25 protein-coding genes are annotated in these 26,099 nt (G+C 69.2%); 4 read left to right on the top strand and 21 right to left on the bottom strand.

All coding sequences use genetic code 11. The features are described 5' to 3' along the window. Position 1: 1 nt before the first annotated feature. Entirely contained in the window at positions 2-919 is a 918-nt protein-coding gene (gene miaA, locus R3I40_RS01705) for a tRNA (adenosine(37)-N6)-dimethylallyltransferase MiaA (protein ID WP_285262237.1), read from the bottom strand. A 121-nt stretch (positions 920-1,040) separates the two neighbouring features. Between miaA and R3I40_RS01700 the strand changes: the two genes are divergently transcribed. After that, positions 1,041-1,520, top strand: a complete 480-nt coding sequence (locus R3I40_RS01700; RefSeq protein ID WP_183373492.1) for a type III secretion system chaperone family protein — start codon at positions 1,041-1,043, stop codon at positions 1,518-1,520. Positions 1,521-1,530: 10 nt separating this feature from the next. On the opposite strand, the gene miaB is transcribed toward R3I40_RS01700, so the two are convergent. From miaB to thyX, 11 genes are all read right to left on the bottom strand, one after another. Beyond that, the gene (gene miaB / locus R3I40_RS01695) at positions 1,531-3,150 is read right to left on the bottom strand and encodes a tRNA (N6-isopentenyl adenosine(37)-C2)-methylthiotransferase MiaB (protein WP_183373491.1); all 1,620 of its coding nucleotides are present in this window, start codon (positions 3,148-3,150) and stop codon (positions 1,531-1,533) included. A 73-nt stretch (positions 3,151-3,223) separates the two neighbouring features. Next, the gene (locus tag R3I40_RS01690) at positions 3,224-3,874 is read right to left on the bottom strand and encodes a regulatory protein RecX (RefSeq protein ID WP_239376102.1); all 651 of its coding nucleotides are present in this window, start codon (positions 3,872-3,874) and stop codon (positions 3,224-3,226) included. Positions 3,875-3,930: 56 nt separating this feature from the next. After that, on the bottom strand, positions 3,931-5,013 hold the full coding sequence (gene recA, locus R3I40_RS01685) for a recombinase RecA (RefSeq protein ID WP_183373489.1): 1,083 nt from the start codon (positions 5,011-5,013) through the stop codon (positions 3,931-3,933). A 225-nt stretch (positions 5,014-5,238) separates the two neighbouring features. After that, positions 5,239-5,466, bottom strand: a complete 228-nt coding sequence (locus tag R3I40_RS01680) for a DUF3046 domain-containing protein (RefSeq protein WP_183373488.1) — start codon at positions 5,464-5,466, stop codon at positions 5,239-5,241. Positions 5,467-5,469: 3 nt separating this feature from the next. After that, positions 5,470-5,790, bottom strand: a complete 321-nt coding sequence (locus R3I40_RS01675; protein WP_183373487.1) for a helix-turn-helix domain-containing protein — start codon at positions 5,788-5,790, stop codon at positions 5,470-5,472. Positions 5,791-6,052: 262 nt separating this feature from the next. Next, on the bottom strand, positions 6,053-6,565 hold the full coding sequence (locus tag R3I40_RS01670; RefSeq protein WP_285262236.1) for a CinA family protein: 513 nt from the start codon (positions 6,563-6,565) through the stop codon (positions 6,053-6,055). Between the two features lie 4 nt (positions 6,566-6,569). Next, positions 6,570-7,202: a CDP-diacylglycerol--glycerol-3-phosphate 3-phosphatidyltransferase gene (gene pgsA, locus R3I40_RS01665; RefSeq protein ID WP_317700062.1), complete on the bottom strand. Its 633-nt coding sequence runs from the start codon at positions 7,200-7,202 to the stop codon at positions 6,570-6,572. 9 nt (positions 7,203-7,211) lie between these two features. Then, positions 7,212-10,085, bottom strand: coding sequence for an FtsK/SpoIIIE family DNA translocase (locus R3I40_RS01660; RefSeq protein ID WP_285262234.1), 2,874 nt, complete (start codon positions 10,083-10,085; stop codon positions 7,212-7,214). Positions 10,086-10,166: 81 nt separating this feature from the next. Then, complete coding sequence (locus R3I40_RS01655) at positions 10,167-11,861, bottom strand: ribonuclease J (protein ID WP_239376106.1); 1,695 nt, start codon at positions 11,859-11,861, stop codon at positions 10,167-10,169. Continuing rightward, the gene (dapA, locus tag R3I40_RS01650) at positions 11,858-12,796 is read right to left on the bottom strand and encodes a 4-hydroxy-tetrahydrodipicolinate synthase (protein ID WP_239376107.1); all 939 of its coding nucleotides are present in this window, start codon (positions 12,794-12,796) and stop codon (positions 11,858-11,860) included. Before dapA ends, R3I40_RS01655 begins: the two co-directional genes overlap by 4 nt. Positions 12,797-12,896: 100 nt before the next feature. After that, positions 12,897-13,616 carry an FAD-dependent thymidylate synthase gene (thyX, locus tag R3I40_RS01645; RefSeq protein WP_183373482.1) on the bottom strand — a complete coding sequence of 240 codons (720 nt, stop codon included), beginning with the start codon at positions 13,614-13,616 and terminating at the stop codon, positions 12,897-12,899. Positions 13,617-13,762: 146 nt separating this feature from the next. On the opposite strand from thyX, the gene R3I40_RS01640 reads away from it, so the two are divergent. Next, positions 13,763-14,500: an AzlC family ABC transporter permease gene (locus R3I40_RS01640; protein WP_239376108.1), complete on the top strand. Its 738-nt coding sequence runs from the start codon at positions 13,763-13,765 to the stop codon at positions 14,498-14,500. After that, entirely contained in the window at positions 14,497-14,817 is a 321-nt protein-coding gene (locus R3I40_RS01635) for an AzlD domain-containing protein (RefSeq protein WP_239376109.1), read from the top strand. Before R3I40_RS01640 ends, R3I40_RS01635 begins: the two co-directional genes overlap by 4 nt. A 56-nt stretch (positions 14,818-14,873) precedes the next feature. On the opposite strand, the gene R3I40_RS01630 is transcribed toward R3I40_RS01635, so the two are convergent. The 6 genes from R3I40_RS01630 to R3I40_RS01605 all read right to left on the bottom strand — a co-directional run bounded on the left by R3I40_RS01630 (position 14,874) and on the right by R3I40_RS01605 (position 21,324). Then, positions 14,874-15,278 carry a hypothetical protein gene (locus tag R3I40_RS01630; protein ID WP_183373479.1) on the bottom strand — a complete coding sequence of 135 codons (405 nt, stop codon included), beginning with the start codon at positions 15,276-15,278 and terminating at the stop codon, positions 14,874-14,876. An 8-nt stretch (positions 15,279-15,286) separates the two neighbouring features. Beyond that, positions 15,287-16,051 carry a 4-hydroxy-tetrahydrodipicolinate reductase gene (gene dapB / locus R3I40_RS01625; RefSeq protein ID WP_183373478.1) on the bottom strand — a complete coding sequence of 255 codons (765 nt, stop codon included), beginning with the start codon at positions 16,049-16,051 and terminating at the stop codon, positions 15,287-15,289. Then, positions 16,048-17,415: a M16 family metallopeptidase gene (locus R3I40_RS01620; protein WP_285262233.1), complete on the bottom strand. Its 1,368-nt coding sequence runs from the start codon at positions 17,413-17,415 to the stop codon at positions 16,048-16,050. The genes dapB and R3I40_RS01620 overlap by 4 nt, the downstream gene beginning before the upstream one ends. A 140-nt stretch (positions 17,416-17,555) precedes the next feature. Then, positions 17,556-19,787, bottom strand: a complete 2,232-nt coding sequence (locus R3I40_RS01615) for a polyribonucleotide nucleotidyltransferase (RefSeq protein ID WP_183373476.1) — start codon at positions 19,785-19,787, stop codon at positions 17,556-17,558. 200 nt (positions 19,788-19,987) lie between these two features. Then, a complete protein-coding gene (rpsO, locus tag R3I40_RS01610) occupies positions 19,988-20,257 on the bottom strand; it encodes a 30S ribosomal protein S15 (protein WP_183373475.1) in 270 nt (89 codons plus the stop codon). A gap of 107 nt (positions 20,258-20,364) precedes the next feature. Continuing rightward, positions 20,365-21,324: a bifunctional riboflavin kinase/FAD synthetase gene (locus R3I40_RS01605; RefSeq protein WP_259923474.1), complete on the bottom strand. Its 960-nt coding sequence runs from the start codon at positions 21,322-21,324 to the stop codon at positions 20,365-20,367. A 249-nt stretch (positions 21,325-21,573) separates the two neighbouring features. On the opposite strand from R3I40_RS01605, the gene R3I40_RS01600 reads away from it, so the two are divergent. Then, on the top strand, positions 21,574-23,172 hold the full coding sequence (locus R3I40_RS01600; RefSeq protein WP_285262232.1) for a L,D-transpeptidase family protein: 1,599 nt from the start codon (positions 21,574-21,576) through the stop codon (positions 23,170-23,172). A 97-nt stretch (positions 23,173-23,269) separates the two neighbouring features. On the opposite strand, the gene truB is transcribed toward R3I40_RS01600, so the two are convergent. From truB to R3I40_RS01585, 3 genes are read right to left on the bottom strand one after another with little or no spacing between them, the layout of a single operon-like run. Next, a complete protein-coding gene (truB, locus tag R3I40_RS01595; RefSeq protein WP_285262357.1) occupies positions 23,270-24,202 on the bottom strand; it encodes a tRNA pseudouridine(55) synthase TruB in 933 nt (310 codons plus the stop codon). Next, a complete protein-coding gene (gene rbfA / locus R3I40_RS01590) occupies positions 24,199-24,729 on the bottom strand; it encodes a 30S ribosome-binding factor RbfA (RefSeq protein WP_285262356.1) in 531 nt (176 codons plus the stop codon). Before rbfA ends, truB begins: the two co-directional genes overlap by 4 nt. Next, complete coding sequence (locus R3I40_RS01585) at positions 24,726-26,015, bottom strand: TRM11 family SAM-dependent methyltransferase (RefSeq protein ID WP_239376115.1); 1,290 nt, start codon at positions 26,013-26,015, stop codon at positions 24,726-24,728. Before R3I40_RS01585 ends, rbfA begins: the two co-directional genes overlap by 4 nt. Positions 26,016-26,099 lie beyond the last annotated feature (84 nt).

The raw sequence follows: 26,099 nt of genomic DNA, 5'->3' as shown, positions 1-26,099 counted from the left end.
TCTACGCCGGGCTCCCGGACGCAACCAGGGTCTGGATCCGGGCGACGGGGTCGGGGCCGGCGGCGTCGATCCAGGTGATCCGCGGGTCGCGGCGGAACCACGTGTCCTGTTTGCGCACGAGGCGGCGCGTCCCGGTGATGGTCTGGTCGATCGCCTCGGCCCAGGTGAGGTCGCCGCGCAGGTGGGCGAGCATCTGGGCGTACCCGATGGCCTGTCGGGCGGTCCTCCCCTCGGTGATGCCGCTGTCGATGAGGTCGCGCACTTCGTCCAGGAGCCCCTGCTCCGCCATGAGGTGCACGCGGCGCTCCACCCGCTGGTGAAGGTCGTCGCGGTCGCGGCGGATCGCGGTGTGGATGACCCACGGGTCGTCGTAGGTGTAGCTGGGCAGGAACGCGGTGAACGGCTCCCCGGTGAGCTCGATGACTTCGAGGGCGCGGACGATGCGGCGGGCGTCGCCGACCTGGATCCGCTGGGCGGCCGACGGGTCCTTCTCGGCGAGGGTGCGGTGCGCTGCGGCGCTGCCGACCTCCCGGGCCCAGAGTTCGAGGCGGCGCCGGACGGCGGGATCCGTCGGCGGGAAGCGGATCTCATCGGTGAGGGCCCGCAGGTACAGTCCGGAGCCGCCGACTGCGATCGGCACCCGTCCGCGGGAGCGGATCTCGTGGACGCGGGCGCGGGCGTCCCGCTGGTACTGGGCGACGCTCGCTTCGTCGGTGACGTCGAGGACGTCCAGCAGGTGGTGGGGGATGCCGCGGCGCTCAGCGGGCGGGGTCTTCGCTGTGCCGATGTCCATGCCGCGGTAGAACTGGAGGGCATCCGCGTTGATGATCTCCCCGCCGATGCGGTCGGCAAGCGCGATGGCGATGTCGCTCTTGCCGGTGGCGGTGGCGCCGGCGATGACGATCAAGGGGATGTCCATGGATCGATTCTTCCATCTTCGGCAGCGATGTGGTGGCGCCTGCAGGGGTGGGTTAGCGTTGGTTGCCGACAGTCCGCGGCCCCTGAAGGGCCGCGTGGGCGCCCGAGACGAAGGATGAGCGATGCCTACACGACCTGAGCGCGACCAGCTGCCTGCATCGACGCGGCCGCGCCTGACCCTGGGACGGATCACTGACGCCCTGCAGCGCCACGGCTACTCGTTCGTCCCTGACGATGAGCATGAGAACTCGGTGCGGGCGCGGTTCGATTCGTACCCGTTCACGTTCATGGTGACCGGTGAGCACGATTCGCTGCTGCTGATCCGCGGCCGGTGGGACACCATGCCGGGGGCGGATCAGAAGCTGGACTGTGTGCGCGTCTGCAATCACTGGAACATGGAGCGCATGTGGCCGAAGGTGTACGTGCGGCGCGAGAACGATGAGGCGCTCGGCGTGTACGGCGAGACGGTGATGGACTTCCGCTTCGGTGTTGATGACGCGGAGCTGGACCACACGATCACCACGGCCCTGTCCACCATCATCACCTTCTTCCACAACGTGGAGGAGGAGATCTCCGAAGGCGACGGCCCCGCCACCCGCTGATCGCGCCCCCCTACTTGACCCCCTGCTCGCGCCCCTGCTGCGGGGCGCGCACGCTCGGCATGCCGAGGCCGACGGGCCCCGCGGGTGCCGGCCCGGTGCCGCAGCCACCGGTGGAGCACGAGTCGTCCGCTGCGGTGAGGCGAGCCTGCCAGGCGTCACCGGAGCGGGTGCGGCGGATGCGGAACTCCCCTGCCGGCTCACCGCTGCTCGCGCCCGTCGGCGCCGAGGCGTGACCTGCATCGGCGGGCGTCACGCCGGAGTCCGCGACGAGGTAGAACGGCGCCGCGGCCGTGACCCGCGCCGTGACCGCATCGCCGGGGCGGGGCATATCGGCCTCGCTGAGGCCTGCGGGGATGCCGACGTGGACGAGACGGTTGTCGCGTGAGCGCCCGGACAGGCGATGGGTCTGCTGATCCCGGGTGCCCTCACCGTCGCCGATGATGACTTCCACTTCGGTGCCGATGAGCCGCTGGTTCTCTTCGGCGCTGATGCGGTCCTGCAGTGCGGTGAGGCGTTCGTACCGGTCCTGCACCACCTCCTTCGGCACCTGGTCCTCCATGTCGGCGGCGGGGGTGCCGGGACGCGGTGAGTACTGGAAGGTGAAGGCGCTGGAGAAGCGGGATGCCTCCACCACGTCGAGGGTGCGCTGGAAGTCGTCCTCGGTTTCGCCGGGGAAGCCGACGATGATGTCGGTGGTGATGGCAGCGTGCGGGATCCTTTCCCGCACGCTGTCGAGGATGCGGAGGAACTTCGCGGACCGGTAGGAGCGGCGCATCGCTTTCAGGATGCGGTCGGAGCCGGACTGCAGCGGCATGTGCAGCTGCGGCATCACGGTGGGGGTCTCCGCCATGGCGTCGATGACGTCATCGGTGAACATGGCGGGGTGCGGTGAGGTGAAGCGGATGCGCTCCAGGCCGTCGATCTCGCCGCAGGCGCGCAGCAGTTTCGCGAAGGCACCGCGGTCGCCGAACTCGACGCCATAGGAGTTGACGTTCTGGCCGAGCAGCGTCACTTCGATCGCGCCGGTGTCCACGAGGTGCTGCACTTCGGCGAGGATGTCGCCGGGGCGGCGATCCTTCTCCTTGCCGCGCAGGGAGGGGACGATGCAGAAGGTGCAGGTGTTGTTGCAGCCCACGGAGATGGACACCCAGCCGGCGGCGGCGCTTTCGCGCTTCGTGGGGAGGGTGGAGGGGAACACTTCGAGGGATTCGAGGATCTCCACTTGGGCGTCGCGCTCGTGGCGGGCGCGGTCCAGCAGCACCGGCAGGGAGTGGATGTTGTGGGTGCCGAACACGACGTCCACCCAGGGGGCGCGGTCGGTGATGGTGGAGCGGTCCTTCTGGGCGAGGCACCCGCCGACGGCGATCTGCAGGTTGGGGTTGCGGCGCTTGGCGGGGCGGAGCATCCCGAGGTGGCCGTAGAGGCGCCGGTCGGCGTTCTCGCGGACCGCGCAGGTGTTGAACACGATGACGTCGACGTCGCCGCGTTCGACGTCGGCACTCTCCGGCGCGGGCGTGTACCCGGCGGTCTCCAGGAGGCCGGCGAGGCGCTCGGAGTCGTGGACGTTCATCTGGCAGCCGAAGGTGCGGACCTGGTAGGTGCCGCGGCCGGTGGTGGGGGTGCTCGTCATAGTGGGTTCAGCCTAGAAGAGTCGGCGGCAGCGGCGGTGCTCAGGCGCGGCCTGCTCCATCGCGAGCGGGCTGTCACGCCTGCCAGGGGACGCGGGCGATGTCCAGTTCCTGGTTGACGATCCGCAGGGCGAGGTTCTGCGAGTAGCCGCGGCGCTGCACGGCGGCGCACAGCCGACGCGCCATGGAGCGGCGATCGCGGCTCAGGGCGCGGGTGGAGCGCAGTTCTCTGTCGAGGCGGTCGCGGACGAGGGCGATGCACCGTTCGGTTTCGCTGCCGTCCTCCGTGTCGTCGATCGCGATGTTGATGATCGACTCGTCCACGCCTTTGGCTTCGAGTTCGCTGCGCAGGGCGCCGGTGCCGAGCTGCTTCGCGGCGCGGCGCTGCGTGATCCATTCGGTGGCGAACTGGAAGTCGTTGATGAGGTCGGCTCGGTCCAGGCGGGCGATCACTTCGTCCACGAGCGCGGTGTCGACACGGTCGTTCTCGTCCCGGCAGCGTTCGGCCAGGCGGGTGCGCAGTTCGAATTCGGAGCGCAGGCGGCGGCCGATCAGGCCCATGCAGTAGCGCGCTTCCTTCACGACCCGCTTCTCATCCTCCGGGCTGCGGAATTCCCGCACCACACGGTTGCGGGGCGTCTCGCCGCGTTCGTAGGCGGCGAGGTTCTGCTGGAAGCCGCGGACCACAGGGTCAGGATGCGCGGAGCGGGCGTGCCGTGAGGTCACGCCCGCCCGCTCCGCCTGCTGGTCCCGCGGCCGCTCATCAGGCGGCTGCGCGGGCATCAGATCTTGACGGGGATCTCGTCATCGACGAACTCGCCTTCGGCACCCGCAGCGCCCTCGGCCTCCTCGGGCTTCTCGGCGTGGTCGCCGATGCCGAGCTTCGCGAGGATCTTGTGTTCGATGTCCACTGCGAGGTCCGGGTTGTCCTTGAGGAAGCGGCGGGCGTTCTCCTTGCCCTGGCCGAGCTGATCGCCCTCGTAGGTGAACCAGGCGCCGGACTTGCGGACGATGCCGTGCTCCACGCCCAGATCGATCAGGCCGCCTTCGCGGGAGATGCCTTCGCCGTAGAGAATGTCGAACTCGGCCTGCTTGAAGGGAGGGGCCATCTTGTTCTTCACGATCTTCACGCGGGTGCGGTTGCCGACCGAGTCGGTGCCCTGCTTCAGGGTCTCGATGCGGCGGATGTCCATGCGGACGGACGCGTAGAACTTCAGCGCCTTACCGCCGGTGGTGGTCTCGGGGCTGCCGAAGAACACGCCGATCTTCTCGCGCAGCTGGTTGATGAAGATGGCGGTGGTGCCGGTGGAGGACAGAGCACCGGCCAGCTTGCGCAGCGCCTGCGACATGAGGCGGGCCTGCAGACCCACGTGGGAGTCGCCCATTTCGCCTTCGATCTCGGCCTTCGGCACGAGTGCGGCGACGGAGTCGATCACGATGATGTCGATGGCACCGGAGCGCACCAGCATGTCCGTGATCTCCAGGGCCTGTTCACCGGTGTCCGGCTGGGAGACGAGGAGGGAGTCGGTGTCCACGCCGAGCTTCTTGGCGTACTCGGGGTCGAGGGCGTGCTCGGCGTCCACGAAAGCGGCGATGCCGCCGTTGCGTTGGGCGTTGGCGACGGCGTGGAGGGCAACGGTGGTCTTACCGCTGGACTCCGGGCCGTAGACCTCCACGATGCGGCCGCGGGGCAGACCACCGATGCCGAGCGCGACATCCAGAGCGACCGAGCCGGTGGGCACGACCTCGACCGGCGGACGGGTGTCATCGCCCAGGCGCATGACCGAGCCCTTGCCGAACTGGCGGTCGATCTGTGCGAGCGCTGCATCCAGCGACTTGTCTCGGTCCTTCGGGGCTGCTGCCATGACAGGTTCCTTTCCTCACGTCTCTTCGTGGTTCGGTCCCACTCTAGAGAGGGGGTGCGACATTTAAAGTCCGGCAGCCGTCCGGTGCGCAAGTGCAGGCGTGGACAACCGCTGGACCCAGCATAGACGAACAGGCGTTCGAGATCGAGTCGAACACCGAAGCGCTTCGAACAGGATGAGACGCGCGCCTCATCGGATGCCGCCAGTGCCCCGGCGCCGCCCATCTCAGCGGCGCGGCCGCGCTTCGATCGGCACTTCCCACCGGTCGCGGTCGGGCACATCCATCGCATCGCACAGCGAGGTCCAGACCTTGCGCACGGGTGCGCCCTGCTCGATCGCTTCACGGGCGGTGACGGAGCCGAGGTCCGGCAGCACCATCTCCTCGACATAGGTGCGGGCCAGAGCGGGCCCGAAGACATGCTCGGCGAGCTCGGTGAATTCGCTGAGCTTCACGGATCAGCGGGTGCCCACCAGGGCGCGGTCCTCGCGGCCGCCCTCGGAGCAGTCCAGATCGGCCGGGACGGTGTCCGGCACGAGGATCCCCTCCTGCAGGGCGACCCGTTCGGCCACTTCGCGCAGGATCAGGGACAGGGGGTAGCCCAGTGCCTGGGTGATGGATGCCAGGAGCTCCGACGAGGCCTCCTTCTGGCCGCGCTCGATCTCGCTGAGGTAGCCCAAGGAGACGCGTGCATCTGCGGAGACCTGGCGCAGAGTCCTCCTCTGGTGGAGCCGGGCAGCGCGCAGCACATCGCCCAGTTCGCGGCGGAAGAGCACCATGTCTCGTCGTCCTTTCCTCTCCTCGTCCGGCGACGTGCTCGGGGGGAGTGCAAGAAGGCTCCTGCGGCCGGCACCGGATGCGCTGAGGCGGCGCTCTTCGCGCTGCACGCCTGCGACATCGGCCCGACTGCGGTTCATGTGGGAGGTGTTCATGCCTCTCACAACGGATGGGGAGCCGGATTTGTTCCCATGATTCTACGGGTCACACTCGGGGAAAAGCGCCGTTGCGGACAACTGACAGGACGCACGTCACCACAGTCCGTCACATCTCCACAACCCGCAGCGCCAGATCCAGCGCCCGCTGCGCCACAGCGGCCCGGACCGCGGGGCGGTCCCCGTCGGCCCGCACCTCCTCCACCACCAGCTCCTCCCCCGCGCTCACGGCGATGAACGCGGTGCCGGCGGGCACGCCGTAGTCGTCGGGGCCCGGGCCCGCGGCACCCGTGGTGGCGATCGCGATGTCGCAGTCGTAGAGGCGGCGGGCCGCGAGCGCCATCGCGCGCGCGACGGACCCGCGCACTGCCCCGTGCTCCTCGAGGTCGGCGAGGTCAAGGCCGAGCACGCGGTGCTTCGCCTCGAACGAATAGGTGCAGGCGCCGCCGGCCATGCAGGCGGAGGCGCCGGGAACGTCGATCAGGCGGGAGGCCAGCATCCCGCCGGTGAGGGACTCCGCAGTCGCGATCCACAGACCGCGCTGCTGGGCGGCGGCGAGGAGGCGGCCGGCGGCACCGTGGCCGACGGGGTCGATCGCGCCGCCTGCTGCGGGCACGGCCATCGGCTCAGGCTCCGGAGGCGAGGGCTTCGCGGCGCAGACGGATGCCGTCCTTCACGTTGAGCCAGCCCGACCACATCGTGAGGACGAACGCGATGGCGACCAGGACGATGCCCACCCACTTCAGCTGCGGCATCAGCAGTTCGAACGGGGCGAGGCAGAACGCGATGGCGATGGACTGCATCATGGTCTTCGCCTTGCCGGCGAAGTTCGCGGGCAGCGCGCCGTGCTTGAGGATCGTGAAGCGCATGATGGTGATGCCCCATTCGCGCAGCAGGATCAGCAGCGTCATCCACCACGGGATGTAGTCCCAGATGCTGAGGATGATGAAAGCGGCGCCGGTGATCAGCTTGTCCGCGATCGGGTCCATCAGCTTGCCGAAGTCCGTGATGAGGTTGCGCGAGCGCGCCAGGTGCCCGTCCACGAAGTCGGTGATCATGGCGAGGGCGAAGATCCCCAGCACCACCCACCGCATCGGGGCGTTCTCGTGGTAGACGACAGCGGCGATGACGAAGAGGGGCACCATGACGATCCGCAGCATCGTCAGGATGTTCGCGATGTTCCACAGCGGTGCCTGCGGCGCCGCCTGGTCCGCTGCCCCGGGTGCGCCCTCGGGGATGGGTGCGCTGCTGCTCATCATGGTCCTTCCTCAGCGTCCGGTCAGCTGCCAGGCGTCATCGGAGCCGCCCTCGTCGTCGTCATGGTAGTCCTCGGCGACCGGCACCGAGTCCATCATCTCCTCCGGTGACCCGGTTCCCATGGCGGCACCGGCCGGTTCGGCGGAGTCCTCGTACAGGTCGGTGTCCTCGCCCTTGATGCGGGCGATCGCACGGCCGAGGTCCTCCGGGCGCACCAGGACGTCGCGGGCCTTCGACCCCTCGGAGGGGCCGACGATCTCGCGGGACTCCAGCAGGTCCATCAGACGGCCCGCCTTCGCGAACCCGACCCGCAGCTTGCGCTGCAGCATCGAGGTGGAGCCGAACTGGGTGGTGACCACCAGCTCCGTGGCCTGCAGCAGCACCTCGAGGTCGTCGCCGATGTCATCGTCGATCTGCTTCTTCGCCGCGACCTGGGCGACGTCCTCGCGGTACGTCGGCTTCATCTGCGACTTCACATGGTCCACGACCTTGTGGATCTCCGACTCGTTCACCCACGCGCCCTGCACACGCATCGGCTTCGCCTTGCCCATCGGGTGGAACAGGGCATCGCCCTGCCCGATCAGCTTCTCCGCGCCCGGGCTGTCGAGGATCACGCGGGAGTCCTGCAGTGACGAGGTGGAGAACGCGAGCCTGCTGGGCACATTCGCCTTGATGATGCCGGTGACGACATCGACCGACGGACGCTGCGTGGCCAGCACCAGGTGGATGCCAGCGGCGCGCGCCAGCTGCGTGATCCGCTGGATGGAGCCCTCCACGTCGCGCGGCGCCACCATCATCAGGTCCGCGAGCTCATCCACAACCACCAGCAGGTACGGGTAGGGCGCGACCGTGCGCTCACTGCCCGGCGGCGGCGTCACCTGACCGGCGCGCACCGCCTTGTTGTAGTCGTCGATGTGCTTGAACCCGTAGTGGGCGAGGTCGTCGTACCGGTGGTCCATCTCCTTCACCACCCATTCGAGGGCCTCGGCGGCCTTCTTCGGGTTGGTGATGATCGGAGTGATGAGGTGCGGGATGCCCTCATAGATGGTGAGCTCCACACGCTTGGGGTCCACCAGCACCATGCGCACGTCCTCCGGGGTGGCGCGCATCAGCAGGGAGGTGATCAGCGAGTTGATGAAGCCGGACTTACCGGCACCGGTGGCGCCGGCGACCAGCAGGTGCGGCATCTTCGCGAGGTTCGCGACCACGTAGCCGCCCTCCACGTCCTTGCCGACGCCCATCACCATCGGGTGGGACTGGCCGCGCGCCACACCGGAGCGCAGCACGTCGCCGAGCGCGACGATCTCGCGGTCCGTGTTCGGGATCTCGATGCCGATCGCCTTCTTGCCCGGGATCGGCGAAAGGATCCGCACATCGGCGCTGGCGACGGCGTACGCGATGTTGTTGGACAGCGCCGTCACCTTCTCCACCTTCGTGCCCGCGCCGAGCTCCACTTCGTAGCGGGTGACGGTGGGGCCGCGGGAGAAGCCGACGACCTCCGCGTTCACCTTGAACTGCTCGAACACCTCGCCGAGCGCCTCGACCACGCGATCGTTGGCCTCGCTGCGGGACTTCGACGGCGGGCCCTCCGCGAGGAAGTCGGACTCGGGGAGCATATAGACGATGTCGCCGTCGAGCTCCAGCTGCTCCCCGGCGCGGGGCAGATCCCCGGCCGGCGGCGGGATCAGCTCCGCGTCCTTCTCCTCGGGGGCCGACGGATCCTGCCCGACGGCGGTGCTGCCGCCCTCAGCCGGCTGCTGGCCGGGGAACTGCTTCTGGCGGGCGGTCTCCTCGGCGAGGACGTCGTACACCTCGTCGCCGTCGTCCACGGGGGGCAGCTTCTCGGTCGCCCCGGACGCGTGGGACCCGGAGGCGCCGCCGGCGGGCAGAACAGCCGTGGCGCCCTGGGCATCGGCCTGTGTCACACCGGTCTCGTACGGAGTGTCGCCGCTGTAGCCGAACTCGTCGTGCCCCGCGCCGTCGGCCATCACCTCGGTATCGGGCTCCTGGCCGCGCTTGCGGCGGCGCAGCAGCGAGCTGGCGCGCTTGGACGGCTTCGGCTCGTCGTCATCGCGGTCCCCGTCGGCCCCTCCCCCGGCGCGGACAGCGCCGGTGCGACGAGCGATCCGCTCCTCCCGGGTGGGGCGGGCCTCCAGCCCGAACGCGGCGCGCTCATCGGCTTCGTTCTGGCCGTGGCCCACGAGCGCGAGGTACACCTCGTGCAGCTTCGGCACGATCGCATTCAGCGGGGTCGCCGTCATGATCAGGACCGCGAAGAACGCGGCGACGAGCGCGAGGATCACCACCACCCAGGTGGGGACCAGCGCAGCGAGCGGGGCCGCCACCAGGTACCCGAGCACACCGCCGCCGAGGCTGAGGGCGGTGACTCCGTCGGCGGGGGCGGGCAGGCGGGCGCTGACCGAGGCGATTGCGCAGAGGGAGCCGATGAGCACGGCGATGCCGATGCCGATGCGGGTGTTGGCGTGGACGAAGTCGGGGCGGCGGAACATGCGCACCGACCAGCCGCCCAGCAGCAGCGGCAGCACCACGCTCATGATGCCGAACGTGGACGCGGAGACGGTGTGCACGGCGCCGAACACGGGGCCGCGCGCCTGGAACCAGTCCGGGATCGCGATCAGCAGCGCCAGCAGCAGCAGGAACAGCGCGAAGCCGTCGCGCCGCTGCTCATAGGCGACGTCCCAGCGGGCGAAGCCGATGCCGCGGATGAAGCCGCCGACGGCGCGGGCCACGCCGAGGTAGCCCGCTCGGGCAGCCCGAATGGGAAGGGGGAGCGTCGAGGAACCGTCCTGCTTCGCGGTTCGCGATGAGCCCTTGCGTGCAGAGCCTTTCGACGCACGTGCGGGGGAAGACGTCCGTGCAGCCATGCCCCCAATCTACCCCGACGCCCCCGCCGCGCCTCGAAGCGGGGCGCCGGACGGGGGCGGGGATGTCGGGAAGTTCTCGGCTCAGGCCTTCACAACCACCGGGATGATCATGGGGCGGCGGCGCAGACGCTGCGAGGCGAAGCGGCCCACCACGCGGCGCATCGCCTGCTGCAGCTGCACGGTGTCGTGTCCCTTCTCCTCCTCGATGGCACGCACCAGCGCCTTCTTGATCTGCGGCTTGAGCTTCTCGAACACGTCGTCGTCCTCCGCGATGCCGCGGGCGTGGATCTCCGGGCCGGTCACCAGCTCCCCCGTTTCGGAGGACACCACGGCGAACAGGGAGATGAAGCCCTCTTCGGAGAGGATGCGGCGGTCCTTCAGATCGGACTCGCTGACCTCGCCGACGGAGGAGCCGTCCACGTACACGTAGCCGCATTCGACTTCGCCGACGACCTTCGCCACACCGTCCTTCAGGTCCACGACGCCGCCGTCGCGGGTGAGGATGATGTTCTCGCGCGGCACACCGGAGGAGTGCGCGATGTCGCCGTTGGCGATGAGGTGGCGGACCTCGCCGTGCACCGGCATCACGTTCTTCGGCTGGAGGATGTTGTAGCAGTAAAGCAGCTCACCGGCGCTGGCGTGACCGGACACGTGCACCCGCGCGTTCGCCTGGTGCACCACGTTCGCGCCGAGCGCGAGCAGGCCGTTGACCACCCGGAACACGTCGGTCTCGTTGCCGGGGATGAGGGAGGAGGCGAGGATGATGGTGTCGCCCTCCCCCACCTCGATGCGGTGGTTGCGGTTGGCGATGCGGCCCAGCGCCGCCATCGGCTCACCCTGGGAGCCGGTGCACATGAACACGACCTTGTCATCCGGCATGGAGTCGGTCTTCCGGACGTCGATGAGGGTGTTCTTGGGGATGTTCAGGTAGCCCATCTCCGCGGCGATGGTCATGTTGCGGACCATGGAGCGGCCCACGAACGCGACCTTGCGGCCGTGCTTCGCGGCGGCATCGAACACCTGCTGCACGCGGTGCACGTGGCTGGAGAAGGACGCCACCACGACCTTCTTCTCCGACTTCGCGAAGATGCCCTCGAGCACGGGGCCGATCTCCCGCTCCTGCACGGTGAAGCCAGGAACCTCAGCGTTGGTGGAGTCCACGAGGAACAGGTCCACGCCCTCCTCGCCGAGGCGGGCGAAGGCGCGCAGGTCGGTGAGGCGGCCGTCCAGCGGCAGCTGGTCCATCTTGAAGTCACCGGTGTGCAGCACGGTGCCGGCATCGGTGTGGATCGCGACGGCGAGCGCATCGGGGATGGAGTGGTTGACGGCGACGAATTCGCATTCGAACGGGCCGAGGTCCTGGAACTCGCCCTCCTTGACCGCCATGGTCAGCGGCTTGATGCGGTGCTCCTTCAGCTTCGCCTCGATGAAGGCGAGGGTGAGCTGGCTTCCCACGAGGGGGATGTCCGGCTTGAGGCGCAGCAGGTACGGCACGGCGCCGATGTGGTCCTCGTGGCCGTGGGTGAGGACGATCGCGACGATGTCGTCGAGGCGGTCCCGGATGGAGGTGAAGTCCGGGAGGATCAGGTCCACACCGGGCTGCGACTCCTCCGGGAAGAGGACGCCGCAGTCCACGATGAGGAGGCGACCGTCGATCTCGAAGACGGTCATGTTGCGGCCGACTTCGCCGAGGCCGCCCAGCGGGGTGACCCGCAGGGTGCCGGGCTTGAGCTTCGGCGGGGTGCCGAGCTTGGCGTGGAAGGGTGATTCGCTCACTTCTTGTCCCCTCGTTCGAACTGCTTGACGATGCCCGCGAGGGCGCTGCTGGAGGCGGTGATCCGCGCGATCTGCTGCGGGTCCGCGGGAGTCAGCGGCAGGCGCACCGTGGCGTGCGGCAGGATGCCGAAGTGCTCCATGGCGTGCTTCACGGCGACCGCTCCCGGCACCTGGTTCATCAGGGCGTTGACGAAGGGGATCCGGGAGGAGTGGATGCGCTGCGCGGTGATGAGGTCGCCGCGGTGGGCGGCGTCGATCTGCATGCGGTCGAGGCGCCCGGTGACATGGGAGCAGACCGAGATGATGCCGGAGGCGCCGACGGACAGCCACGGCAGGTTCAGCGCGTCCTCACCGGAGTAGATCTCCAGCTTCGTGATCCGCATGAGGTCGGATCCGTCGTGCAGGTCGCCGCGGGCGTCCTTGACGCCGCGGATCGTTGGGATCGCGGACAGTTCGATCGCGGTCTCCGGCGTGATCGGGATGCCGGCGCGGCCGGGGATGTCGTACAGCAGAATCGGGAGGTCGGACGCCTCCGCCACGGCGCGGAAGTGCGCCTTCACGCCCCCCTGGGACGGCTTGTTGTAGTACGGGGTGACCACCAGGAGGCTGTCGGCGCAGCCGGTGGCGGCGGTGGCACGGGCCAGGGCGGCCGTGTGGGCGGTGCTGTTGGAGCCGATGCCCGCCATCACCTGTGCGCGGTCCCCGGCGGTCTCCTTGACGGTGCGGAGGATCGCGAGCTTCTCCTCATCCGAGGTGGTGGGCGATTCGCCGGTGGTGCCGTTGACCACGAGCAGGTCGTGGCCGATGTCGAGCAGGTGCTCGGTGAGGACTCGCAGCGCGTCGTGGTCGACCGCGCTGGCGTCCTCGGTGAACGGTGTGACCATCGCGACGCCGAGCGTCCCGAGGTCCAGAGAACTGTTTTCTGCGGTGGTCATCTCATCTCCGATGATCGGGGGCCGACGGGCTCTGCGCGACCGGCGGCGCCGGGGCGGTGACGGCCGGGCAGGTGGAACGAAGGGGCCGGTGCCGCCGTGCTCACGGGGCGACGCGCCCGGCGTCGTTGAACGCTTCGTAGGTGATCGGCATCTTCTCGGCGAACAGCTGCTCGATCTTCTCGGCGACCATTTCGATCTCCCGCTGCGGGAACGACGGGAAGTGCGAGTCGTCGCTGGTGGTGCGCAGGCTGATGAAGTTCATCATGGAGCGGGCGTTCATCGTCACATACATCGAGCTGAACAGGCTCAGCGGCAGCACGCCGCGGGCGACCTCGCGGGCCACACCGGCATCGAGCATCCGGCGGTAGGACTCGTAGGCGGCCTCCGCCTGTCGGCGGTGCTCGGCCTGGACGAGTTCGCGCTGCTCATCGGTGCCCTCGTAGAAGTCGTACGCGCCGGGTTTGCCCTTCTGGATGAGGCGGCGGTCATCACCGGGGACGTAGAACACGGGCCGCATCTCCCGGTAGCGGCCGGACTCTTCGTTGTAGGAAGCGATGCGGTGGCGCATGAATTCGCGGAACACGAAGATCGGCGCTTCGACGAAGAAGGTGAAGCTGTTGTGCTCGAACGGGGAGCCGTGGCGGTCGCGCATCAGGTAGCGGATGAGGCCGCGATCGCGCCCCGCATCCTCCTGACCCACGACATCCTTGGACTGCTCTCCCACGGTCGAGACTCGGGCGGCGAACACAACGTCCGAATCGGCGGCGGAGCAGCGGACGAGCTCCACGGTCACATCGGAACGGAACACAATCTCACTCATGCCCTCAGCCTACGGGATGAGCCCGGGCCCGAGGGTCCCGGCGCGTCCTCGCCGGCACGTCCGATGCGTCTCGGATCGCGGCGCATGCGCGCACGGGGCCCCCGCCGTCCCTAAGGTGGGTCCATCATGACGACAGGTTCCCTCCGATGACCGCCGAGGCTGCGCGCACGGTCCGCTCCCGAGGCCGCTCCATCGGCTTCGCGACGGGGCTGTACGCAATCTCCTTCAGTGCGCTCGCAACCTCGTCGGGTCTGAGCGTGCTGCAGGCGGTTGTGCTCAGCGCGGTGCTGTTCTCCGGCGGCAGCCAGTTCGCGTTCGTCGGCGTAGTCGCCTCCGGCGGCTCGGCGGTGTCGGCGATCTCCACCTCCACCCTGCTGGGCATCCGCAACACGGTGTACGGCATCTCCCTCACACCGGTGCTCCCCCGCGGGGGCCTGCGCGGGCTGGCCCGCTCCGTTCTGACGATCGACGAGTCCGCGGCGAACGCGCTGGCCGCCCCGACTCCGGAGCTGCAGCGTGTGGGGTTCTGGTCCGCCGGGATCTGGGTGTACGTGTGGTGGAACGCGTTCACGGTGCTGGGGGCGTTCCTCGGCTCCTGGATGTCGGACCCGGGCGCGTGGGGGCTCGACGGTGCGGCGGCGGCCGCGTTCATCGCCCTGCTGTGGCCGCGCCTGGTGCGCCGGGAAGCGGTGGCGCTGGCGGTCGCGGCGGCGTTTCTGGCGCTGATCCTGGTCCCGCTGATGCCGCCGGGGCTGCCGGTGATCTGTGCGGCGCTGGTGGCGGTGCTGTTCGCGTTCCTGCCCGAGGGGCCGACGGGTGCCGCGCCTGCTGAGGGCTCCTCCGCGGCTGCATCCGTGTCCTCCGACGAGAAGGAGCGGGCATGAGCGGCGGGATGCTGTGGGCGGCGGTGATCGCGGCGTCACTGCTGTCCCTGGGGCAGAAATGGCTGGGCTATCAGATCCCCGCCTCGTTCCTGAACCGTCCGCGGATCTCGCGGATCCTGTCGCTTATGCCGATCGCCCTGCTGGCGGCGCTGGTGGCGACCCAGACGCTGACGTCCGGCACGTCCGTGGCGGTGGATGCCCGCATCGTCGGTGCGGCGGTCGCGGTGGTGCTGCTGTGGCGGCGCGCCCCGTTCCTGCTGGTGATCATCGCAGCGGCAGCGGCGACGGCGCTGACGCGCCTGCTCGGCTGGGGCTGAGCGCGCCGGCGAGCCGAGTCCCCGCGCCGGCTCCGGCCGGACCTGCGCGGCCGGGCTCAGTCGCGGTGGCGCTTCGCCGCTTCCCGCATCGCCATGCGGGCATTGCGGCGGTCCCGCTTCGCCTCGTACGCGAGCGACAGCCGCAGCCACGGCTGCCACGCCTCCGGGTCCGCCTCCACGTCCCGCTTCGCCGCGGGGAAGCTCTTGAGCTCGTCCTCGGTGACGCGGTCGAAGAATCCGTCGGCCCGGGCGGCGCGGGCGAGGCGCTGGGTGTCGAGGCCGAAGCGGACCTCCCGCCACAGCACCCACAGGCTGAGGCCGATCAGCACGATGAGCGCGAGGCCGAGCCCGATGCCCACCGGGGTGTCGGAGGTGAGGAAGCCGTACGCGATCCAGCCCATGCCCCACACGTAGATGAGGCACAGCAGCACCATGACGGCGGCGAAGATCTTCTGTCCCACAGTGCGTCTCAGTCGAGGTCGAGGATGTTCTCCAGGCCCACGGTGAGGCCCGGACGGTCCACGACTTCGCGCACGCTCAGCACGATGCCGGGCATGAAGCTGATGCGGTCGAAGGAGTCGTGGCGGATGGTGAACTGCTCACCGGTGTTGCCGAACAGGATCTCTTCGTGCGCGGTAAGGCCGCGCAGCCGCACCGCGTGCACGGGAATGCCGTCGATGCGGGCGCCGCGGGCGCCGTGCGGGTCCTTCTCGGTGGCATCGGGGGCCTGGCCCCTGCCGGCCGCCTCGCGGCCGCGGGCGATGGCCTCAGCGGTGTGGATGGCGGTGCCGGACGGGGCGTCCACTTTGTTCGGGTGGTGCAGTTCGATGATCTCGGCGGATTCGTAGAAGCGGGCGGCCTTCTGGGCGAACGTCATCGCGAGGACGGCGCCGATCGCGAAGTTCGGGGCGATGATGACGCCGGTGCCGGGGCTCTTCTCCAGTGCGGCGGTGACGTCGGCGCGGGACTCGTCGGTCCAGCCGGTGACGCCGACGACCACGTGGATGCCGTGCTCCACGGCCCACAGCACGTTCTGCTTCGTGGCATCGGGGACGGTGAGATCCACCAGGACGTCCACGCGCTTCTGCCCGTTCTCGTCGAGGAGGTCCTCGATGCTGTCCTCGCGGGTGATGCCGGCGACGAACTCGATGCCGTCGGCCTCCTCCAGGGCCCTGACGGCTTCGCTGCCCATGCGCCCGTTGGCGCCGATCACTGCTGCGCGGATGGTGCTCATCGCTGGTTCTCCTCGGAGGTGGTGGTGGGGATGGCCTGGGTGGGGGTGCGTTCGGGACCGACGTCCACGCGGGTGCCGACGGCGTCCGCCATCTCGGCGGCGAGCTGCTGCACCTGGGGGCGCTCGACCGCATTGAAAGCGTCGAGCGCTTCGTCGACGCTGCGGAACTGGCCCTGGAGCAGTTCAGAGGTGGCCAGGCGCGCCATCCGCGACTGGGTGTCCTCCAGCCCGAGCGCCATCGAGCCGGTGATCTGGCCGAGGGCGCGGCGCAGCTCGTCGTCGGTGATGCCGTGCTCGGCCATGCGTTCCACTTCGGCGACGAGGAGGTCGGCGACGGCGTCTGCGCTCTTGGCGCGGCACGCTGCGTACATTCCGGCCATGCCGGCGTCGCGGAACGCCGAATGGTACGAGTACACGGAATAGGCGAGGCCGCGGCGTTCGCGCACTTCCTGGAACAGGCGGGAGCTCATGCCGCCGCCGAGGATGCTCATCAGCACGGTCATCGCCTGCCGGCGGTCGTCGACCGCGGTGATGGACGGCCCGCCGATGAAGACGTGGGTCTGTTCGGTGTCGCGGCGCAGCTCCCGCATCGACCGCTTCTCGGGCGGCATGCGGTGCGCGGTGGTGGAGCGCATCGGGGTGGGCAGGGCCCCGTCGGCCAGCGACCAGCCGCCGGCGGAGACGGCGGCGAGGACGAGCTCGCGCACCTGCTCGTGGTCGACGTCGCCGACCGCGGTGACCAGCAGGCGCTCGGGGGCGTAGTGCTCGCGGTAGTGGTCGCGGACGTTTTCCAGGCCGACGGCCACGACGGTCTCGGGGGTGCCGCCGACGGGGCGGCCCAGGGCCGTGTCCGGTCCGAGGACATCAGCCATCACGGCTTCGAAGCCGACGTCAGTGGGATCGTCCTCCGCCATGGCGAGCTCTTCGAGGATCACTTCGCGCTCGGTGAGGAAGGCGTCCTCGTCCAGCAGCGGGGAGGTGACCATGTCAGCGAGGACGCTGATGGCCATGGGGAGATCGGCGGAGCGCACGCGAGCGTAGTAGCAGGTGTGCTCCTTCGCGGTGGCGGCATTGGTCTCCCCGCCGACCTCATCGAACGCGGTGGCGATCTCCAGGGCGGTGCGGCTCGGCGTTCCCTTGAACAGGAGGTGTTCGAGGACGTGGGTGGAGCCGGCGTGCTCGGGGGTCTCGTCGCGGGAGCCGACGGGCAGCCAGAAGCCGACGGAGGCGGAGCGGACCGACGGGTCGCGTTCGGTGATGAGGCGGATGCCGCCGGGAAGGATGGAGCGGCGGATCAGGGAACCGGTGGAGTCCTCGAGGGTCTGCTCCAGCCCGGGCTCGGTCAGTGAGAGTGGAATCGGCACCCATCCACTCTAGCGGGGCGCTGACCACCGCGATGCCCAGGCGCCTCTGCCCACGAGCAGCGCGGAAACGGGGCAGCCCCGCTGGCCGAGCGGTGGGCTCGATCAGCGGGGCTGCTCATGCTGTCCTCAGCAGGCGGGGATCAGTTCTCCTCGCCGCTGTCCTCAGCGGAGTCCTCGCCCTCGTCGTCCTTGACGACGTCGAGGGAGATCTTGCCGCGGGCATCGATCTCGCGGATCTCCACTTCGATCTTCTGGCCGACGGAGACGACGTCCTCCACGTTGTTCACGCGCTGGCCGCCGTTGAGGTCGCGCAGCTTGCTGACGTGCAGCAGGCCGTCCTTGCCCGGGGTCAGCGACACGAACGCGCCGAAGTCGACCACGCGGACCACGGTGCCGAGGTAGCGCTCACCGGTCTCGGGGACCATCGGGTTGGCGATGGCGTTGACGGCGGCGCGGGCCGCTTCGGCGGAGGGGCCGTCGGTGGCGCCGATGTAGACGGTGCCGTCGTCCTCGATGGTGATGTCGGCGCCGGTGTCGTCCTGGATCTGGTTGATCATCTGACCCTTCGGGCCGATGACCGCACCGATCTTGTCCACCGGGATGGTGACGGCGAGGACGCGCGGAGCGTACGGGCTCATCTCGTCCGGCTGGTCGATGGCCTCGTTCAGCACGTTCAGGATGTGCAGGCGGGCCTCGCGAGCCTGCGACAGTGCCGAGGCGAGGACGCTCGCGGGGATGCCGTCGAGCTTGGTGTCCAGCTGGATCGCGGTGATGAACTCGCTCGTGCCGGCGACCTTGAAGTCCATGTCACCGAAGGCGTCCTCGGCGCCGAGGATGTCGGTGAGGGCCGAGTACTTGGTCTCGCCGTCCACCTCAGCGGAGACGAGGCCCATGGCGATGCCGGCGACGGGTGCGCGCAGCGGCACACCGGCGTTCATCAGGGACAGGGTGGAGGCGCACACGGAGCCCATGGAGGTGGAGCCGTTGGAGCCGAGCGCCTCGGACACCTGGCGGATCGCGTACGGGAACTCCTCACGGCCCGGCAGCACCGGGGTGATGGCGCGCTCGGCGAGCATGCCGTGGCCGATCTCGCGGCGCTTCGGGGAGCCGACGCGGCCGGTCTCACCGGTGGAGTACGGCGGGAAGTTGTAGTGGTGGATGTAGCGCTTGCGGTCGACCGGCGAGAGGCCGTCGATCTGCTGCTCCATCTTCAGCATGTTCAGCGTGGTGACGCCGAGGATCTGGGTCTCGCCGCGCTCGAACAGGGCGGAGCCGTGGACGCGCGGCAGCACCTCGACCTCAGCGGAGAGCTGACGGATGTCGCGGGGGCCGCGGCCGTCGATGCGGACGCCCTCGGTGAGGATCTTGGTGCGCACGACCTCCTTGGTGAGCGCACGGAAGGCACCGGTGACCTCCTTCTCGCGGTCCTCGAGCTGCTCGGCGAGCTCCTCCTGCACCTCGGCGAGGAGCTCTTCGGTCTTCTGCTCGCGCTCGAGCTTGTCGGCGATGCTCATGACCTCGGTGAGGCGGTCCTTCGCGGTGCGCTCGACGATCTCGTAGGCGTCGTCCTGGAAGTCCAGGAACAGCGGGAACTCGCGGACCGGCTTCGCGGCCTGCTCGGCGAGCGACTGCTGCGCCTCGCAGAGGGTGCGGATGAACACCTTGGCGGCGTCCAGGCCCTCGGTGACGACGGACTCCGTCGGCGCCACGGCGCCCTGGTCCTTGATGAGGGTCCAGGCGTTGTCGGTGGCTTCGGCCTCGACCATCATGATCGCGACGTCGTCACCGACGATGCGGCCGGCGACGACCATGGAGAACACGGCCTCGTCGAGCTGCTCGAAGGTCGGGAAGGCGATCCACTGACCGCCCTCGGCGTTCGGCATGAGCGCGATGCGCACGGCGCCGATCGGGCCGGAGAACGGCAGGCCGGAGATCTGGGTGGAAGCGGAGGCGCCGTTGATGCCGAGGACGTCGTAGGCGTCGTTCGGGTTGCAGGCCATGACGGTCAGCACGATCTGCACCTCGTTGCGCAGCCCCTTGACGAAGGCGGGGCGCAGCGGGCGGTCGGTGAGGCGGCAGGCGAGGATCGCGTCGGTGCCGGGGCGGCCTTCGCGGCGGAAGAACGAGCCGGGGATGCGGCCCGCTGCGTACATGCGCTCTTCGACGTCCACCGTCAGCGGGAAGAAGTCGAAGTGCTCCTTCGGCTGGTTGGAGACGGCGGTCGCCGAGAACACCATCGTGTCGTCGTCGAGGAACACCGAGACGGCGCCGGCGGCCTGCTTGGCGAGGCGGCCGGTCTCGAAGCGCACCTGGCGCTGGCCGTAGTCACCGTTGTCGATGACGGCGAGAGTGGACTTCACATCGTGGTCCATGGAACTTCTCCTTCATGGGCCCCGGTCCGGTCATCAACAATCACACGCGCGGTCTGCTCGGGCCGCCGCTGGGCGGTTCTGAACGCGGATGTCACTGCCGAAGACCGACTCCGTCGGGCCCCCTTCGTTGGTGTGTTTCGGGTGCGAGTATAGGGGAACCGAATCGCCGCCCACCTTGAGAGGTGAGCGGCGATCGGTGATCAGCGGCGGATGCCCAGGCGCTGGATCAGAGCACGGTAGCGCTCGATGTCCATGGCCTGAAGGTACTTCAGGAGGCGCTTGCGCTGGCCGACCAGCAGCATGAGGCCGCGGCGGCTGTGGTGATCGTGCTTATGGGTCTTCAGATGCTCCGTCATGTACTTGATGCGGTGCGTCAGCAGAGCGACCTGGACCTCGGGGGAACCGGTGTCACCCTCGGTGCGACCGAATTCCTTGACAATGGCTTGCTTGGTTGCAGAATCGAAGGCCACTGGCTCTCCTTCTATACGTGTTGCTGCACGGCGCTCCGAGGCATGTTCTCTCGGGCTCTACGATCCGTGGCCGATCTGACGGCCTTCCCACAGTACCAGCAGGGGGCTCAGCGGGCCCCGGCCCACTCCCCCAGAGTGCGGCGAGTCACCTCGACGTCCTGCCGCATCTGCACCACCAGCTCATCGATGGAGGAGAAGGCCAGGGTGGGGCGGAGGCGTTCGATGAAGTCCACCCGCACCCGCTTGTCGTACAGGTCGAGGTCGTGGGAGCCGTGCACGTAGGTCTCCACGATGGTGTGCAGGGGCCCGTCCTCGAAGGTGGGGTTGGTGCCGATGGAGATGGTGGCCGGCGCCAGGCGCATCTGCGCGTCCGGGTGGTCCGCCCGGGTGGGCACCTCGACGCTCAGGAGGCCGGCGTAGACCCCGTCGGCGGGGACGAGGCCGTCGGGCCGCGCGCTGAAGTTCGCGGTGGGGAAGCCGAGTTCGCGTCCCCGCTTGAAGCCGTGCTGGATGACGTCGGCCACCGCGTGGGGGCGGCCGAGCATGCCGGCGGCGCTGCCGACGTCACCGGAGGTGATGGCGGCGCGGATCACGGAGGAGGAGACGCGGCTGCAGGAAGCGGAGATGCCGAGCTCATCGACGACCAGAACCTCGAAGCCGAGCTTCTCCCCCAGCTCCTGCATGGTGCCGAGGTCGCCTTCGTTGGCGCGACCGAAGCGGGAATCGCGCCCGATCACCACCGCCTTCGCGTTCAGCAGCTCCACGAGGAAGATCCGCACGAAGTCCTCCGCGCTGTGCTGGGCGAAGCCGCGGGTGAACTCGAGGTCGAGCACGCTGATGCCGAGGTCGCGGATGAGGTCGTCGCGCCGGGCGTAGCCGGTGATGAGCGGCGGCACCACCGAGCCGGTCATGACATGCCGGGGGTGCGGGTTGAAGGTCATGGCGATGGGGCGCAGGCCGCGTGCGGCGGCGGCGTCCTGGAGCTGGCGGAGCACCGCTTGGTGGCCGAGGTGGACGCCGTCGAAGTTGCCGATGGTGACGGCGCTGGGCTCGACGGATGCGGGCACGTCAGCTGCGCTGGCCCACAGCTCTCCTCTGCTCAACCATCTGCCTTCCTGCCGCGGTCCGAAGTTCTGCCTCCCCCACCCTAAACCCTGTGCACCGGCCCCCGGCGCGCCGCGCGCACCGTCTCCGGCTGTGAGGGCACCGATGATGTAACACGCGCATCAATAGCACCTCCGCCTGGCAGGCGGGTACGATAGCGCCCATGTGCGCGGACACGCCCGCGCATCGAAGAGAACGTAAGGACGATAGACATGTCGACTGCGACGCAGACCAGGTCACGCCGCATCATCCTCTGGGTGATCGCTGCTCTGGCCGTGCTCGCTCTCGTAGCTACCGGCGGTTCCATGGCGTACGCCAAGCAGTTCGAGGGGAAGGCCCTTCCCGGCACGACCGTGATGGGCAAGGACGTCTCCGGGATGACCCAGGCGGAGATCACGAAGCTCCTCTCCGGCCAGGACACCGGCGTCAAGGCCACCATCGTGGCCGAGGGTGAGAGCACTGCCGTTCCGATCGAGGACCTCGGCGTCACCCTGGATCCGCAGGCCACCGCGGCCGCTGCTGTGCAGCGCGACGCTTCGGTGGGCAATGTGGTCTTCGGCGGCGACCACGCCGTCAAGCCGGTCCTGACGATGGACCGCAAGGTCACCACCGACTACGCCTCCGGCCTGGTTCCCGAGGGCCGCGAGAGCGCGAAGAACGCCGAGGTCACCTACGACCCCGAGAACGGCTCCTTCTCCGTGACCGAGGCCCAGGCGGGCCTCGGTGTGGATCCGGAGCAGTTCGTGCAGACGGTCCGCAAGGGCGCCTCCGGCATGAAGGACTTCACCATCACGCAGGAGTTCACCCGCATGGAGCCGGCTCTGAGCACTGAGAAGGCCGAGGCCGCGGTGAAGCGGACCGAGGCGATGCTGGACAAGCCGATGACGGTCACCGGCCCGAACGGCCGCACCTTCGAGATCTCCAAGCAGGACCGCCTCCACTTCGTGACCGTTGCACCGAATGCTGATGGCACCGACTTCGAGACGCAGGTCAACGCCGACGAGGCCGCCGCCTACGTCCAGACCATGGCGAACGAGATCGAGGTGTCGCCGAAGAACGGTGTGACCGGTGTGGACGGTGACGGCAAGGTCATCAAGGTCCTCAACGAGAAGGTGGACGGCACCTCCGTCACCAACGTGGATGAGGTCAGCTCCGAGTTCGTCACCGCGATGCAGAAGGGCACGGAGTTCTCCGCGACCTTCACCACGAAGAAGGTGCCGGCGAAGGACACCACCACCGTGATCGAGGCGGAGAAGAAGGACGAGAAGAAGTCCGACAACGCTGAGAAGAAGAAGGCCGACGAGAAGAAGAAGGCCGACGAGAAGAAGGCTGCGGACAAGAAGTCCGACGACGCGAAGCCGGAGGACAAGGAGTCCACGGACGACAAGCCCGCTCTGCCGGCGCACGCGCCGAAGGAGGCGACCAGCGGTGACAAGTGGATCGACATCAACCTGTCGAACAAGACCATCACCGCGTACCAGGGCACCCAGAAGGTGTACGGTCCGATCTCCATGGTGGACGGCAAGCCCGGCAATGAGACCGCCACCGGCGAGTTCACCACCTACCTGCGCTACGACAAGCAGGACATGACCAACGAGTACAAGTATCCGAAGGGCCACCCGAAGTACTACTACACGAAGGACGTCCCCTACGTGCAGTACTTCAAGGGCGGCTACGCGATCCACGGCGCACCGTGGCGCTCCAGCTTCGGCTACGCCGGCTCACATGGCTGCATCAACCTGCCCGTGCAGGACGCGAAGTGGTTCTACGACTGGGCCCCGATGGGCACCAAGGTGGTGTCCCACCGCTGATGCACGACTGCGTGCCGCGCTGATCGGCACCGAGCACCCAGCATGACGAAGCGGGCTGGCCCTGATCAGGGGCCAGCCCGCTTCGCTGTTCTCAGCCTCAGGCGGGGAACACGGTGGCCGGTCTGAGGCGCCCGCGGTGCGGCTCCACGATCGCCACGAGGTCCTCCCCGGGACCGACCGCAGCGCTGAGCTCCCCCGCATCCTCAGGGCTGCTCGCCTCTGGTGCGTGGATCATCTGCCCGAACCGGAGGGAGCGCGCATCCGCCTCCCCCACCGGCACCACCGGCAGCAGGCCGCCGGCGACCTCACCGAGGCCGCGCAGCACCACTGGGGAGGCCGACGGGTCCTCCGCCGCCTTGGGCGCGTCCCGCTTCGGCACCGTGCCGGCGTCCTGCACGCTCCACTTGCCGACGTGGGTGCGGCGCAGAGCCGTCAGGTGCCCGCCCACCCCGAGGGCCTCGCCGAGGTCGCGGGCCAGTGCACGGATGTAGGTGCCGGAGGAGCAGTCGATGACGGCGTCGATGTCGCAGAACCCGTCGGCCTGCCGACGGGTCCCCGTCACCTCGAAGCGGGCCACGCGGATGGGGCGGGCCTCCAGCTGGACGTCGTCGCCGGCGCGGACGCGGGCGTAGGACCGCTGCCCGTTCACCTTGATGGCGGACACGGCGCTGGGGACCTGGAGGATGTCTCCGGTCAGGTCCTCGACGGCAGCGGCGATCTGGTCGTCGCTGATGCCGTCGGCCGGGCGGCGCGGACCCGTTTCGTCGCCCTCGGCGTCGTCGGTGATGGTGGCGACGCCGAGGCGGATGGTCGCCTCATACGTCTTGTCGAGGCCGACGGCGTAGGTGAGCAGTTTGGTGCCCTGGCCGACGCCGATCACCAGCAGCCCGGTCGCCATCGGGTCCAGCGTGCCGGCGTGGCCCACCTTGCGGGTGCCGAGGTGGTAGCGCAGGCGCGCGACCACGTCATGGCTGGTGAGGCCGGCGGGTTTGTCGACCAGCGCGATGCCGACGGGACCGGGGGCGTTCACGCGCGCTCGCCGTCCTCGCCTTCGCTGACCGCAGCGCCACTGTCCGCTGCGGCGTCGTCATCAGCAGCCTCGGCGCCGATGTCGTCGATGTCGCCGGCGCCGTCGGCGTCGGCGTCGTCACGGTACGGGTTCTCCCCACCCGCGTACTCCTTGCCCTCCTTGTAGCGGGCCAGTTCGGCGTCGCGGGAGCGCGCCTCCACCAGGAGGTCGTCGATGGTCTTCGCGGTCTCCGGGATGGCGTCCTCGAAGAACTTCAGCGACGGTGTGAGGCGGATGCCGAGGCCCTTGCCGACCTCGGTGCGGAGCATGCCGGTGGAGGACTTCAGCGCCGCGGCGGTGGCCCGGCGCTCCTCCTCCCCACCGAACACCGTGTAGAACACGGAGGCCTGCTGGCCGTCACCGGACACGCGGACGTCGGTGATGGTGACCCAGCCGAGGCGGGGGTCCTTCACCCTGGAGTCCAGGGCGGTGGCGACGATCTTCTTGATGCTGTCGGCGATGCGCCGGGAGCGAGGGTTGCCGGTCATGATGGGGTCCCTTTCGTCGAGGAAGCGGGGTGGCTGCGCTTCACAGCCACGATGATGTCACGGTCGATGGAGCGGTCCACGCGGTGGCGGAACTGGCCGTCCTCCGTCAGCAAGCGCAGACCGCCCTGCTGGAGCACTTCCGCCATCGCGGGGTACGGCGCGGTGCGGCGGTTGACGGCGAGGACGAGGCTGGCGCCGTCGGTCATGGCGCGGCTCCACGCGGGCAGGGCGGATTCCACGAGCTGCAGCGGGGAGCGGGACAGGGCGGCGTTCTTCGTCTGCTTGCCCGCCTTCGGCGTCCGGGTCTGCTTCCCCGCCTGCGCGCGGGCGCCATGCTGGACCCCGTACGGGAGGTCGGCGACGATCGCGTTGGCGCTGCGGGGGCGGATGAATGCGCCGAGCCCGGTGGTGTCCGCGGTGAACAGGGTGAGCGACTGGCCGCGGCCGGCCCTCTGCTCCTCCTTGCTGCGGGCGAGGTCGGCGCGGAACACGGACCCGAGCTGCTGGCCGTTGACGGTGAGCCGCTCCGCGGATGTGGTGTGCTTCAGGCGGTTCTCCCGCATCCACGTGGTGAGGAACGCGCGGAACAGTTCGGCGTCCTTCTTGTCGAGGTCGACGCCGACGGCGTCCAGCCCCCACATGAGTGCCTGGTTGAGGGTGGTGCCGCGCCCGGCGACGGGGTCGAGGACGGTGAACGGGCGGGAGGTGTCCTCGATCAGGTGCGCGTCGGCACTGGCGGCGATGGCGCAGCTGAGCATGAGCGCAGTGAACTGCTCGTTGGTCTTCCCCTGATACTTCAGGGTGGTGAGCAGGGTGGAGTCGAACCGGTCGACAGCTGGTGTCCGCACCGGCAGCAGCAGCGGCAGCTCGGGCATCTCGTCGACGTAGAGGCGCTCCTCGCCAGCTGCGCCGTCTGCCGGGCCCACCGCGGGGCCGGCGGCCTCCCGGTCGGGGCCGACGGGTTCCGGGGCCGGCATGGTGCCGACTTCGTCGAACACGCCGAAGATGTGGGGGGATCGGGCGAGAGCGGTGAGGACCCGGGCGCGCGCTGCCGCGTCGATCCCCTCCCCCGCGGCGCCGCCGATGTCGGCATCGAGCGCCCAGTCGGCGAGCTCGATCCGCAGGGTCGGCATGCCGGCGATGGACTCCTCGCGGACATCCTCAAGGGCCCCGGGCACGGTGTGCGCCAGAACGAAGCGGAGCTCGGCGGCGGCGAGGGCCGCAGCCTGCTGGCCGTAGACGCGGTTGGCGGATGGGGCGAGCAGTCCGTGCAGAACGGTGGTCATGGTGTCCTCACTGCCGATGGGTGGGAAGCGACGAGGCCCCGCCCGCGCCCATTCGGACGCGGTCGGGGCCTCATCATCTCAGCG

This window comes from Helcobacillus massiliensis (assembly GCF_033106145.1).
In the GTDB taxonomy this organism is placed as follows: Bacteria; Actinomycetota; Actinomycetes; order Actinomycetales; family Dermabacteraceae; genus Helcobacillus; species Helcobacillus massiliensis.
Note: the sequence above shows the minus strand (reverse complement) of the source record. Positions and strands in the feature narration are given on the sequence as shown.